Consider the following 12360-nt stretch of genomic DNA (forward strand, 5'->3'; position numbering starts at 1 on the left):
TGTTCGATTTACCGAACAGGTGGCGCGGCAGAGCGATGGCTAAAAGCCCTGGCCAGGACGAGGCGACAGCAATCGAAGCGGCAGCGGATGAGGGGGCGGTCGAAATGTTGCCGCACCGTGCCGCAGTGTTGAATGCGGCGCTCGGTTCCGTCGACATTTCGGCTCGCCTCGCCAGGGTTGCTGCGGCGGCAAAGGGGCCTGTGGTCTTCACCACCTCCTTCGGCCTCGAAGATCAGGTGCTGACTCATTTCCTCGCCATGGCGAAGCTGCCGGTGATCTTCGCCACGCTCGATACCGGCCGGCTGTTCCCCGCGGTCTATGCGCTCTGGCAGCAGACCGAGGAGCGCTACGGCATCCTGATCCGCCCCTATTTTCCGCGCCACGAGGCGGTCGAGCTCTATGTCCGCCAGAACGGCATCAACGGTTTCTACGCTTCGCGCGACGCCCGCAAATCCTGCTGCGACATCCGCAAGGTCGAGCCGCTCGGCCGGGCGCTCGCCGGGGCCGATATCTGGCTGACCGGTCTGCGCGCCGACCAGTCGGCGGCGCGCGGCGCGGTTCCGTTCGCGGAGGCCGATGCGGCGCGCGGCCTCGTCAAGGCGAGTCCGCTGATCGACTGGACGCGCGAGCGCACGCTTGCTTTTGCCGAAGCCAACGATGTCCCGATCAACCAGCTGCATGCGCAGGGCTTCGTCTCGATCGGCTGCCAGCCCTGCACCCGTGCCATCCGCCCCGGCGAGGCTGAGCGGGCCGGGCGCTGGTGGTGGGAGGACGATGCCGCAAAGGAATGCGGCCTGCATGTTGGAACGGACGGAAAGCTGGGGCGCGCTAAGTCTCCTTCGCAAGAAATTCGGCCAGTGGAGCCGCGCGCATGATTCAGCTCAGCCATCTCCAGAAGCTCGAGGCGGAGGCCATCTTCATCATCCGCGAGGTCGCGGCGACCTGCGACAAGCCGGTGCTGCTCTATTCGATCGGCAAGGACTCCGCCGTTCTGCTGCATCTGGCGATGAAGGCGTTCTACCCGGCCAAGCCGCCTTTCCCGCTGCTCCATGTCGATACGACCTGGAAGTTCCGCGACATGATCGCCTTCCGCAACGAGACGGCGGCACGGCTCGGGCTCGATCTCATCGTTCATATCAACCGGGAAGGCGTCGAGGCCGGCGTCAACCCCTTCGCCTCCGGTTCGCGCGTTCATACCGACGTCATGAAGACGCAAGGGTTGAAGCAGGCGCTCGACCTGCACAAATTCGACGCGGCCTTCGGCGGCGCCCGCCGCGACGAGGAGAAGAGCCGCGCCAAGGAACGCGTCTTCTCCCTGCGCAGCCCCGAGCATCGCTGGGATCCGAAAAACCAGCGCCCCGAGCCCTGGCAGCTCTTCAACACACGCAAGCACCGGGGCGAGAGCTTCCGCGTCTTCCCGCTCTCCAACTGGACCGAGCGGGACATCTGGGACTACGTCGCGCTGGAAAACATCCCGGTCGTGCCGCTTTATTTCGCGGCGCCGCGCCCGGTCGTGCAGCGCGACGGCGCCTGGATCATGCGCGACGACGAGCGCATGGCGCTGCGGCCCGGCGAGGTGGTCGAGACCCGCATGGTCCGCTTCCGCACGCTCGGCTGCTACCCGCTGACCGGCGCGGTCGAAAGCGAGGCGGCGAGCCTTACCGACATCATCGCCGAGATGCGCTCCTCTCGTTCTTCCGAGCGGCAGGGCCGCGTCATCGATCATGACGGCTCGGGTTCGATGGAGCAGAAGAAGCAGGAAGGCTATTTCTGATGGGCTTCGCCATCGCCAGGAATCTGGCCAAGAAGAACCTGAAGGCACTGAGGCCGGCCCAGAACCTTCTCCCTGCCAACGATGCGCCCGCCGCTTCCGAAACCGGCCGGCATTCGCTGCTGCGCTTCATCACTTGCGGCTCGGTCGATGACGGCAAGTCGACGCTGATCGGCCGCATGCTCTACGAGGCGGGCGCGGTCTTCGACGACCAGCTCGACGCGCTCGACAGCGATTCCCGCAAATTCGGCACGCAAGGCACGCAGCCTGATTTCGCCTTGCTCGTCGATGGTCTCTCGGCCGAGCGCGAGCAGGGCATCACCATCGATGTCGCCTACCGCTATTTCGCGACGGAGACGCGCAGCTTCATCGTCGCCGACACGCCCGGCCACGAGCAATATACCCGCAACATGGCGACGGGCGCCTCCACCGCCGACCTCGCCATCATCCTGGTCGACGCGCGCAAGGGCCTGCTGCCGCAAACGCGCCGCCACTCCTTCATCGTTTCGCTGGTCGGCGTTCGCCATGTCGTGGTCGCGATCAACAAGATGGACCTCGTCGGCTATGACGAGGCCGTCTTCGCAAAGATCGCGGCCGACTACCGTGCGGCGGTGAAGAGCCTCGGCTTCGCCTCGATCAGCTTCATCCCGGTCTCGGCCCGCGACGGCGAGAACGTCATGCGGCCTTCCTCGCTCATGGCCTGGTATGACGGACCGGCGCTGTTGCCCTATCTCGAAAGCGTTGCGATCACGCGCGCGGCGCCCGGCAGCGAAGGCTTCGTCCTGCCGGTGCAGTGGGTCAACCGCCCGGATCTCGATTTCCGCGGCTATGCCGGCACGCCGGTGGCGGGCCGCGCCCGTGTCGGCGATCCGGTCGTGGCGCTGCCCTCAGGACGCACCAGTCGCATTGCGCGGCTGATCGGCGCTGCGGGCGAGGCGAGCCAGATCGCAGCCGGGCAGGCCGCGACCATCACCCTCGAAGACGACATCGACGTTTCGCGCGGCGACGTCATCGCCGCTGCGGACACCGAGCTGCCGGTGAGCCGGGGGCTCACGGCGCGGCTGCTCTGGACGGGCGAGCGCGCGATGCTGGAGGGCGGCCAGTTTCTGCTGAAGCTGGCGACGCAAAGTGCCAGCGCCACGGTCGAGACCTTGCACCACAGCATCGATATCGAAGGCTTCCGGCCGCTGCCGGCACAAGCCCTGCGCATGAACGGCATCGGCCTGGTCACGCTCCGGCTCGACAGGCCGCTGGTCTCGCTGCCCTATGTGCGGAGCCATGAACTCGGTGGCTTCATCCTGATCGACCGGATCAGCAACGAGACCGTCGCATTCGGCTTCGTCGAGGCGGACGGAGACGCCAAGCAACCGGGCGCGATCGGCGAAGGCGGCGTGGTGGCCCGGCTCCGGCGCAATGTCATCCGCATCGTCGGCCGGCGCGGCACGCCGGATCGCCGGGCCTGGCTGGCCGCGGTGAGCTGGCGGGTCCTGAGCACGGCCGGGTTGTTCGCGGCGGCTTTTGCCTTGACGATGAATGCGCCGGCCTCGCTGGCGCTCGCCTTAGGCGACATCCTGCTGCGGCCTGGGCTGCGCGCGCTGCATATGCGGCTCTGGCGGAAGGCGCCGGCCGGGACCCTACAGGACGGGGCGGGGATCTGAGCAGCGGCGCCAGCGGCTTCTGCCGTCGGCGTCGAAAGTGTTGCGGTTGCCACGACGCGGCACCCGATTGGCAGAACTCACGCTGCCTTGGCGTAGTTCGTTTCGGTGGTCGCCTGCGACGAGAGCTGCGAGGAGCTGCCATAGGCCTGCGAAGCGTTCTGGAAGGCTTCGGGCGGCGGCCGGTGACGATGCCTCTCGCCGGACTGTTGCAGCGAGGACTGGAAGGTCTTCACCTCATCCTGCGAGACCGAGCCGTCGCCGTTCTGGTCGAGCGAGCTGAAGAGCTTGTTCAATTGGTCGCTGTTCAGGCGACCGTCCTTGAAGGCCGCGCTGAACTCGTCCTTGCTGATCCCACCATTGGCGTCGCTGTCGATCTGACCGAACGCCGAAACGCCGTCGCTGGTCGAGGCTGCCTGGGCGTTCTGAGACCCGTCGGCCTGGAGGGAGAACAGAAAGGACTGCAGCAGGCTGTCGGCCTTCTTGGCCTTCTCCTTGAACGCATCCGACTCGGCTTTGCTGATCGAGCCGTCGCCGTCCGCGTCGATCTTCTTGAAGAGCTCTTCGCTCTTGGCGCTGTCGGCGCCCTTTGGAGCGGCGCTCTCGAATTCGTCGAGGCTGATGCCGCCGTCGCTGTTGCTGTCGATCTGGTCGAAGCTGGGAGGTTTATGGTGTGGTCGGAAACCACCGCCCACACCGCTGACACTGGACATGGAGATACTCCGGAAGAACGTCGCGACCTGCGACGCCCCGGCAGTCTCCGCCCGGAATCTTGGTGAACACCTAATAAACGGTGCCGCGTGCCGGTATTTTCACGAGCCATTGAATGCGGCTGCTCGCGCTGCCGGGCTCAGCGTGCGACGACCGCCGTCGCCTCGATCTCCAGCAGCGCCTCCGGCTCCACCAGCGCCGTCACCGCGACCACCGCCATCGCCGGAAAGTGCCGGCCGAAAACTTCGCGATAGACCGGCCCTATCTCCTTGAGGCTGCTGCGATAGGTCGCGACATCGGTGACGTACCAGGTGAGGCGCACGATGTCCTCGACGCGCGCGCCGCCGGCCTCGACCACCGCCTTGATATTGAGGAAGGTCTGGCGGAGCTGACCGACGAAGCCTTGCGCGAAGACGCCCTCCGGGTTCCAACCGACGAGGCCGCCGGTCACCAGCACGCGGCCCTCAGCGACCATGCCGTTGGCATAGCCGCGCGGCTGCGGCCAGCCTTCCGGCAGGATGGCGCGGGATTGCGGAAGTTCGGACATGGGTTGTCGCCTCGATTTCGGCCGTTCGGCTCTGGTTTGAGAAGGGGTCAGGTCTCGCCGCGCGCGATCTGGCGCAGGGCGAAGCGTTGCAGCTTGCCGGTCGCCGTCTTCGGCAGGGCGTCGACGAATTCGATGGCGCGCGGATATTTGTAGGGCGCGATACTGGCCTTCACATGCTCCTGCAAGGTCTTGACCAGGGCCTCGTCGCCTTTGACGCCCTCGCGCAGCACCACATAGGCCTTCACGATCTGGCCGCGCTCGGGGCAGGGCGCGCCGACCACGCCGCATTCGGCCACCGCCTCATGCGTCAGCAGGCAGGCTTCCACCTCCGGCCCGGCGATGTTGTAGCCGGCGGAGATGATCATGTCGTCGGAGCGGGCCTGGTACCAGAAATAGCCGTCCGCATCGCGCAGATAGGTGTCGCCGGTGATGTTCCAGCCGTTCAGCACATAGACCGCCTGCCTCGGGTCGGCGAGATAGCGGCAGCCCGTCGGTCCGCGTACTGCGAGGCGTCCCGGTGTCCCGTCCGGCACCTCGCGGCCTTCCGCGTCGACGATCTTCGCCTCGTAGCCGGGCACCGGAATGCCGGTCGAGCCCGGCCGGATCTTGTCGCGCGGGGCGCCGATGAAGATGTGCAGCATCTCGGTTGCCCCGATGCCGTCGAGCAGCGCGAGCCCCGTGCGCGCCTGCCACGCGTCGAAGGTTGCCTTCGGGAGCGCCTCGCCGGCCGAGACGCAGATGCGCAGCGAGGAAATATCGCGCCCCTCGAGCTTGTCGAGGATGGCGCGATAGGCGGTTGGGGCCGTGAAGACGACACTGACCTTGTAGCGCTCGATGGCGTCGATCAGGTCGGCCGGGCCAGCTTTCTCGGGCAGGACCATCGCGGCGCCGATCCGCATCGGGAAGAGCACAAGCCCGCCGAGCCCGAAGGTGAAGGCGAGCGGCGGCGAGCCGGTGAAGCGATCGTCGGGAGAGGCCTTCAGCACCCGCGCGCCATAGGCATCACAGATCGCCAGCATGTCCTGGTGGAAATGCATCGTGCCTTTCGGCTCGCCGGTCGTGCCGGAGGTGAAGGCGATCAGGCAGACATCGTCGCGGGCGGTGTCGGCGGCCTCGAAATATTCGTAGCCCGGTCGCGCCATGAGGACTTCGAGCTCGCTGTCGGACGAGCCGAAGGCGACGATGCGGGCAAGCTCCGGCGCCTGCGCTTTCGCGGCTTCCAGTTCGGCTGGGAGGCGGTGGTCGCAGAGCGCCAGCGCAATCTTCGCCTTGCGCAGGGGATACGCGAGCTCGCCGGCCCGCAGCATCGGCATGGTCGCGACGGCGACGCCCCCGGCTTTGATCACGGCGAGATAGGCGGCGACCATCATCGGCGTATTGCCGGCGCGCAGCAGCACGCGGTTGCCGCTGACCATGCCGAGATCGCGGGTCAGCACATTGGCGATGCGGTTCACCGTCGCGGCGAGGTCCGCATAGCTCCAGTGCAGATCAGCCGCCACCACGGCTGTGCGGCCACCGCGGCCTTCCGCGATGTGCTTGTCGAGCAATTCGGTGACGCAGTTCAGCCGCTCCGGGTAGCTCAGCCCTGCCTCTTCCAGTGTCAGATCGGGCCAGCTTTCGCGCGGCGGCAGATTGTCCCGCGCGAAGCTGTCCTTATGCCCCGATCTCGCGAATCCGGTTGCTGTCATCTCGTTCCCCTGCCTTTTCGGCATGTGCTTTCAAGAGGTCGCGCGCGATCACGACCTTCTGGACCTCGCTGGCACCCTCGTAGATGCGCAGCGCCCTGATCTCCCTGTAGAGTTCCTCCACCTTGACGCCCTTGGTGACGCCGAGTCCGCCATGGATCTGGACGGCCCGGTCGATCACGCTCTGGGCGTTCTCGGTCGCGACGAGTTTCGCCAGCGCCGCTTCGCGGGTGACGCGGGCCGCGCCCTGGTCTTTGGTCCAGGCGGCGCGATAGACGAGAAGGGCGGCGGCATCGACCTCGGCTGCGCTCTCGGCGATCGCCGCCTGCGAGAGCTGGAGGTCGCCGAGCGTGCCGCCGAAGAGCTTGCGGCCATTGGCATGGGCCAGCGTCTCGTGCAGCGCGCGTCTTGCGAAGCCGAGCGCGGCGGCACCGACCGTCGAGCGGAAGATGTCGAGCGTCGCCATCGCGACCTTGAAGCCGTCGCCGGGCCCGCCGATGCGGTTCTCGAGCGGCACGCGGCAGCCCTCGAAGCGGAGCGTCGCCAGCGGATGCGGCGCGATCACCTCGATGCGTTCCGCGATGGTGAGGCCGGGCGTGTCGGCCTCGACCAGGAAGGCGGAAAGCCCGCGCGCTCCGGGCGCCTCGCCCGTGCGGGCGAAGACGACGTAATGGTCGGCGATGCCGCCGTTGGAGATCCAGCTCTTCTCGCCGTCGATGCGGACATGGGTATTGCCGTCCGACGCCGCGGTCGTCGCCATAGCGGCGACATCCGAGCCGGCCTCCTTCTCGGAGAGAGCAAAGGCGGCGATGCGCTTGCCGGCCGCGACATCCGGCAGGATGCGCTGCTTCATCGCCTCGGAGCCTGCGATGCTTATCGAGCCCGTGCCGAGCCCCTGCATGGCGAAGGCGAAATCGGCGAGCCCGTCATGAGCAGCCAGGATCTCGCGGGCAAGGCAGAGCGTGCGGACATCGAGCTTGTCGGAAAGCCCACCATAGGCGGCCGGCACCACGGCTTTCAGAAAGCCCGCCGCACCCAAGGCCGCGACGCGCGCCCGGCAGGCTTCGTCGACATCGTCATGCGGCAGATCGGCGAGATAGGAATCGGCCCACCCGGAAAGCTCGGCGGCGAAGGTCCGGTGACGCTCCTCGAAGAACGGCCAGTCCAGCGTGTCGCCGAGGATGTCGAGGCCGAGACGAGGAGCGCCGCTCATGTCAGTTGCCCTCGAACACCGGCTTCTGTTTCGCGGCGAAGGCGTGATAGGAGCGGGCGAAATCCTCGGTCTGCATGCACAAAGCCTGCGCCACGGCCTCGGCCTCGATCGCGCTCTCGACCGACATCGCCCATTCCATTTCGAGCATGCGCTTGGTCATGGCGTTGGCGAAGGTCGGGCCATCAGCCAGCTCGGTAGCGAGCTCTTGCGCATCGGCCAGCACGGCGTCCGGCGCGCAGAGCCGGTTGAGGAAGCCCCAGCGCTCGGCTTCCTCCCCCTTGAGCACTCGCCCGGTGTAGAGCAGCTCGGCGGCGCGGCCTTGGCCGATGATGCGCGGCAGCATCGCGCAGGCCCCCATGTCGCAGCCGGCAAGGCCGACGCGGTTGAACAGGAAGGCGATCTTGCTGCCGGCCGTGCCGAGCCGGAGATCCGAAGCCATGGCCACGATCGCGCCGGCCCCGGCGCAGACGCCATCGATCGCCGCGACGATCGGCTGCGGGCAGGCCCGCATTGCCTTGACCAGCTCGCCCGTCATCCGGGTGAACTTCAGCAGGTCCTTGGTCTCCATTGCGACCAGCGGGCCGATGATCTCGAAGACGTCGCCGCCCGAGGAGAAATTGCCGCCGGCGCCGGTCACGACGATCGCCTTGACGCCTTCATCCTTCTGCGCGGCGAGGAAGAAATCCGTGAGTTCGCGGTAGCTTGCGAAGGTCAGTGGATTCTTTTTCTCAGGCCGGTTCAGCGTCACCGTCGCGACTTTGCCGGCGACGGAAAACGCGAAATGCTCGGGCGTGAAGCCCGCCAGCGGCAGCGTGGTGGCGTTGGCGATCGTCATCAGGCGTCTCCCTTCGCGGGCTCGTCGGCTGCGTCCTTCGCCCGTCTGGCGATGGCGCGATGCAGTGAGGTCTTGGTCTCTCCGAGCAGCCGGAAGAGCTGCCCGATCTCGGGCTGGTCGAGCCCCGCGAAAAGCTCGGCGATCCAGCTTTCGTGCCGCTCGGCCATGGCGCGGAAGGCCTTGCGCCCTTGCGCCGTCAAGGTGAGGATCTGCACCCGCCGGTCCTGCGGCGCCGCGCGCTTGTCGACGAGCCCGTCCGTGACGAGGCCGGCGACGACGGCGGTAACGTTGCCGTTCGAGACCATCAGTCGCTGCGAGACTTCGCCGACGGTCATCCCCACCACGCTCTTGTCCAACTGGGCCATCAGGTCAAAGCGCGGCAGCGTCGTCTTGAACTCCTCGCGCAGCCGGTTGCGGATTTCCGTCTCGATCAGGGTCGAGCAGGTCAGCATCCGCAGCCACAGGCGCAGCTCGTCCTTGTGGTCGCCGGGGCGTTCGCTCGCCTTGGTCTCGCGGTCGAGCATGAGTGCGGAGGAGGGCGTCTCCATCTCAGAACTCCCCGCCATTGATCAGGAGCGACTGGCCGGTGACGGCATCGCTGCCCGGCCCGCAAAGATAGAGTACGGCGGCCGCGACCTCTTCAGGCGCGATCAGGCGGCCCTGCGGATTGTCCTTGACCATTTCGGCCAGCGCCTGCTCGCGGCTTTTGCCGGTCTTGGCCGCGATGGTGTCGAGCCCGCTCGCGACCATGTCGGTATCGGCGTAAGCAGGGCAGACGGCATTGACGGTGACGCCGGAGCGGGCGGTTTCCAGGGCCAGCGATCTGGTGAGGCCGATCACCGCATGCTTTGCGGCGGCATAGGCGCTGACATAGGCGTAGCCGCGATGCCCTGCCGTGGAGGCGATGGCGATCAGCCGGCCGCTATGGCGCTCCAGCATGCCGGGCAGGACCGCATGGAACAGGTTGACCGTGCCGATCAGGTTGATCTCGACCATGCGGCGGAAGCGCTCGCTGTCGCTGCGCATGAACGGGCCGGTCTCGACCGCCCCGGCATTGGCGATCGCGATATCGAAGGCATGTGTGCTGGAAAGACGGTCGAGCGCGGCCGAGACCGAAGCCTCGTCGCGCACGTCGCAGGCGGCGAAATCGGCGGCGGCCCCGGCTGTGACAGCGTCCCGCAGCGCGGCCTCGTCACGGCCGAGAATGCTGACCTGCGCTCCCGCTTGCGTCAGTGCGGCAGCGATGGCGCGGCCGATGCCCCGTCCGCCTCCCGTCACCAGCGCGTGCCGTCCTTGCAGAGCCATGAGCGTTCGACCTCCAGCAACAAATATATTTTAAGTCTCAACGAATTTGCAAGCCCTCTCGGCGGGGCTTACCTTCACGACATCGATTTTGCGCGCTGCTGCAAACGTTTATCACAAAGGCGGCCGTGATGGCCGGCTTTCGATGCGGTGGGGGTGGAAGCCCCTTGAGTTCAAAATCATTTTAGGCTTAAAATATTTTCCAGACCGGATCGGCCGGTTCCCCGATGGAGGCGTCGATGCGTATCGCGGTTGTGGGCGGAGGGCCGGCGGGGCTCTATTTCGCGCTGCTGATGAAGCGGGATTGGCCGGAGATCGCGGTCGACGTCTTCGAGCGCAACCAGGCGGACGACACCTTCGGCTTCGGTGTGGTCTTCTCCGACCAGACGCTCGACACCTTCAAGACGGCGGATGTGAAGAGCTATGCCGCGATCCGCGACAACTTCGCCTATTGGGACGACATCGAGATCCACTTCAAGGGCGACAGCTACCGCGTGCCCGGCAACGGCTTCTGCGGCTGCTCGCGCCGCTCTCTGCTGATGCTGGTGCAGGCGCGGGCGCGCGAGCTCGGCGTCAACCTGCATTTCGCCAGCGAGATCGCCGATGTCGAAGCGTTGAGGCGCGATTACGACCTCGTCGTCGCCGCCGACGGCGTCAACAGCCGCCTGCGCGAGAACTGGCGCGAGCGCTTTCGGCCGGAAACCGATCTGCGCCCCAACAAATTCGCCTGGATGGGCTCGACCCGCCCCTTCGACGCCTTCACCTTCTTCTTCAAGGAAACCGAGCACGGCCTCTTCATCGCCCATTGCTACCAGTACGAGGCSGGGCGCTCGACCTGGGTGCTCGAGACCGACCCCGAGACCTTCGAGAAGGCCGGGCTCGATGCCATGGATGAGGCGCAGTCGGCCGCCTTCCTCGAAGGTGTCTTCGCCGAGGAGCTTCAGGGCCACAAGCTCATCGCCAACCGCTCGCTCTGGCGCAATTTCCCGATGATCCGCTGTCGCAACTGGGTGGTCGAGAACGTCGTGTTGATCGGCGACGCCAAGGCAACGGCGCATTTCTCGATCGGCTCCGGCACCAAGCTGGCGATGGAAGACGCCATCGCGCTGCACAAGGCGATGGGGCAGGCGAAGCTCGATGTCGCCGGCGGCCTGAAGCTGTTCGAGACGCAGCGCCGCGAGGAAGTCGAGAAGACCCAGCACGCTGCCGATGTCTCGCTGGCCTGGTTCGAGGAGTTGAAGCGGTTCTGGGATTTCGAGCCGCTGCGCTTCGCTTTCGGCCTGATGACCCGTTCAAAGGCGATTACCTATGACAATCTGGCGCTGCGCGCGCCGGAGATGGTCGCGGCCGTCGACGCGCTCGTCGCCGATGGGCTCGGGCCGCTGGCGAAGCGGCGCAAGGACGGCTCGCCGGTGCCGCCGGCCTTCCAGCCCTTCAAGCTGCGCGAGATGCAGGTCGAGAACCGCATGACCGTCTCGCCGATGTGCCAGTATTCCGCCGAGGAGGGCCTGCCGACCGATTGGCACCTGATGCATTACGGCTCGCGCGCCATCGGCGGCCCGGGGCTTATCTTCACCGAGATGACCTGCGTCGCGCCGGATGCCCGCATCACCCCCGGCTGCACCGGCCTCTGGAATGACGCCCAGGAAGCTGCCTGGAAGCGGATCGTCGATTTCGTTCACGGCCATTCGGCGGCGAAAATCTGCCTCCAGCTCGGCCATGCCGGGCGGAAAGGCGCGACCAAGCTGATGTGGGAGGGCATGGACCGCCCGCTGCCTGAGGGCGCCTGGCCGATCGTCTCAGCCTCAGCCTTGCCCTACTACCCGGAGAGCCAGGTGCCGCGCGAGATGACGCGCGTCGACATGGACAGGGTGACCGCCGAATTCGTTTCCGCTGCCGAGCGCGGCGAGCGTATCGGCTTCGACATGCTGGAACTGCACTGTGCCCATGGCTATCTGCTGGCGAGCTTTCTTTCGCCGCTGACCAACAAGCGCACGGACGAATATGGCGGATCGGTCGAGAACCGTTTGCGTTATCCGCTGGAAGTCTTCCGGGCGCTGCGCGAAGCTTGGCCGCGCGAGAAGCCGATGTCTGTGCGAATCTCGGCGACCGACTGGGCGGAAGGCGGTCTCTCGGCCGCAGATTCCGTCGCGATCGCCGAGGCTTTCGCCGCCGAGGGCTGCGATCTCGTCGACGTCTCGACCGGCCAGACCGCCAGGGAATCGCGCCCCATCTACGGCCGCATGTTCCAGACGCCGTTCTCCGACCGCATCCGCAACGAGGCCGAGGTTGCGACCATGTGCGTCGGCAACATCACCACGGCCGATCAGGTCAACACCATCATCGCTGCCGGCCGCGCCGATCTCGTCGCGCTTGGGCGCCCACACCTCGCCGATCCGTCATTCGTGCTGCGCGCGGCCGCCTGGTACGGCGTCGATGTCGCCCAGCCGGTGCAGTACCAGCCCGGCAAGGACCAACTGATGCGCAACACCCCGCGCGAGCGCGAGGAGCTGCAGGAACTCAAGCTGAAGGCCAAGCCGAGCCGCCACGCTGTCCAGGCGTAGCGTTCGCTCCGCCTCTCCCCAGAAAATGCCGAGCCATCCCGGCTCTCCGCTTCGCTGCGGCCGGGATGACCCGCGTT

Annotated in this window: 11 protein-coding genes; 4 read left to right on the forward strand and 7 right to left on the reverse strand. The window is 66.7% G+C overall.

Going from position 1 to position 12360, the window contains the following annotated elements; genetic code table 11:
* Positions 1-104 precede the first annotated feature (104 nt).
* Genes AC1DEZ_RS10585 through AC1DEZ_RS10595 form a run of 3 tightly spaced genes read left to right on the forward strand, consistent with a single transcriptional unit; the run spans position 105 to position 3429 of the window.
* Entirely contained in the window at positions 105-875 is a 771-nt protein-coding gene (locus AC1DEZ_RS10585) for a phosphoadenylyl-sulfate reductase (protein ID WP_441511532.1), read from the forward strand.
* Positions 872-1774 carry a sulfate adenylyltransferase subunit CysD gene (cysD, locus tag AC1DEZ_RS10590; protein ID WP_441511291.1) on the forward strand — a complete coding sequence of 301 codons (903 nt, stop codon included), beginning with the start codon at positions 872-874 and terminating at the stop codon, positions 1772-1774. Before AC1DEZ_RS10585 ends, cysD begins: the two co-directional genes overlap by 4 nt.
* Positions 1774-3429 carry a sulfate adenylyltransferase subunit 1 gene (locus tag AC1DEZ_RS10595; RefSeq protein WP_476779685.1) on the forward strand — a complete coding sequence of 552 codons (1656 nt, stop codon included), beginning with the start codon at positions 1774-1776 and terminating at the stop codon, positions 3427-3429. Before cysD ends, AC1DEZ_RS10595 begins: the two co-directional genes overlap by 1 nt.
* A 77-nt stretch (positions 3430-3506) precedes the next feature.
* Here the strand turns inward: AC1DEZ_RS10595 and AC1DEZ_RS10600 are convergent, their stop codons facing one another.
* The 7 genes from AC1DEZ_RS10600 to AC1DEZ_RS10630 all read right to left on the reverse strand — a co-directional run bounded on the left by AC1DEZ_RS10600 (position 3507) and on the right by AC1DEZ_RS10630 (position 9722).
* Positions 3507-4139: an EF-hand domain-containing protein gene (locus AC1DEZ_RS10600; RefSeq protein ID WP_441511293.1), complete on the reverse strand. Its 633-nt coding sequence runs from the start codon at positions 4137-4139 to the stop codon at positions 3507-3509.
* Between the two features lie 137 nt (positions 4140-4276).
* Positions 4277-4684 carry a RidA family protein gene (locus tag AC1DEZ_RS10605; protein ID WP_441511294.1) on the reverse strand — a complete coding sequence of 136 codons (408 nt, stop codon included), beginning with the start codon at positions 4682-4684 and terminating at the stop codon, positions 4277-4279.
* A gap of 47 nt (positions 4685-4731) precedes the next feature.
* Positions 4732-6372, reverse strand: a complete 1641-nt coding sequence (locus AC1DEZ_RS10610) for a benzoate-CoA ligase family protein (RefSeq protein ID WP_476779686.1) — start codon at positions 6370-6372, stop codon at positions 4732-4734.
* The gene (locus AC1DEZ_RS10615; RefSeq protein WP_441511296.1) at positions 6338-7582 is read right to left on the reverse strand and encodes an acyl-CoA dehydrogenase family protein; all 1245 of its coding nucleotides are present in this window, start codon (positions 7580-7582) and stop codon (positions 6338-6340) included. Before AC1DEZ_RS10615 ends, AC1DEZ_RS10610 begins: the two co-directional genes overlap by 35 nt.
* A 1-nt stretch (position 7583) precedes the next feature.
* Positions 7584-8417, reverse strand: coding sequence for an enoyl-CoA hydratase family protein (locus tag AC1DEZ_RS10620; RefSeq protein WP_476779687.1), 834 nt, complete (start codon positions 8415-8417; stop codon positions 7584-7586).
* Positions 8417-8965, reverse strand: a complete 549-nt coding sequence (locus tag AC1DEZ_RS10625) for a MarR family winged helix-turn-helix transcriptional regulator (RefSeq protein WP_441511298.1) — start codon at positions 8963-8965, stop codon at positions 8417-8419. The genes AC1DEZ_RS10620 and AC1DEZ_RS10625 overlap by 1 nt, the downstream gene beginning before the upstream one ends.
* 1 nt (position 8966) lies before the next feature.
* Positions 8967-9722 (reverse strand): SDR family NAD(P)-dependent oxidoreductase, encoded by a 756-nt coding sequence (locus tag AC1DEZ_RS10630; protein WP_441511299.1) that lies wholly within the window; start codon positions 9720-9722, stop codon positions 8967-8969.
* A 236-nt stretch (positions 9723-9958) separates the two neighbouring features.
* On the opposite strand from AC1DEZ_RS10630, the gene AC1DEZ_RS10635 reads away from it, so the two are divergent.
* A complete protein-coding gene (locus AC1DEZ_RS10635; RefSeq protein WP_441511300.1) occupies positions 9959-12283 on the forward strand; it encodes a bifunctional salicylyl-CoA 5-hydroxylase/oxidoreductase in 2325 nt (774 codons plus the stop codon).
* The last annotated feature ends 77 nt before the right edge of the window (positions 12284-12360 follow it).

This window comes from Allobosea sp. 10L422, assembly GCF_056395345.1.

Excerpts from the sequence above, each read along its gene's own strand:
- AC1DEZ_RS10585 (WP_441511532.1), top strand. The coding sequence starts at position 105 with ATGTTGCCGCACCGTGCCGCAGTGTTGAATGCGGCGCTCGGTTCCGTC.
- cysD (WP_441511291.1), top strand. The coding sequence starts at position 872 with ATGATTCAGCTCAGCCATCTCCAGAAGCTCGAGGCGGAGGCCATCTTC.
- AC1DEZ_RS10595 (WP_476779685.1), top strand. The coding sequence starts at position 1,774 with ATGGGCTTCGCCATCGCCAGGAATCTGGCCAAGAAGAACCTGAAGGCA.
- AC1DEZ_RS10600 (WP_441511293.1), bottom strand. The coding sequence starts at position 4,139 with ATGTCCAGTGTCAGCGGTGTGGGCGGTGGTTTCCGACCACACCATAAA.
- AC1DEZ_RS10605 (WP_441511294.1), bottom strand. The coding sequence starts at position 4,684 with ATGTCCGAACTTCCGCAATCCCGCGCCATCCTGCCGGAAGGCTGGCCG.
- AC1DEZ_RS10610 (WP_476779686.1), bottom strand. The coding sequence starts at position 6,372 with ATGACAGCAACCGGATTCGCGAGATCGGGGCATAAGGACAGCTTCGCG.
- AC1DEZ_RS10615 (WP_441511296.1), bottom strand. The coding sequence starts at position 7,582 with ATGAGCGGCGCTCCTCGTCTCGGCCTCGACATCCTCGGCGACACGCTG.
- AC1DEZ_RS10620 (WP_476779687.1), bottom strand. The coding sequence starts at position 8,417 with ATGACGATCGCCAACGCCACCACGCTGCCGCTGGCGGGCTTCACGCCC.
- AC1DEZ_RS10625 (WP_441511298.1), bottom strand. The coding sequence starts at position 8,965 with ATGGAGACGCCCTCCTCCGCACTCATGCTCGACCGCGAGACCAAGGCG.
- AC1DEZ_RS10630 (WP_441511299.1), bottom strand. The coding sequence starts at position 9,722 with ATGGCTCTGCAAGGACGGCACGCGCTGGTGACGGGAGGCGGACGGGGC.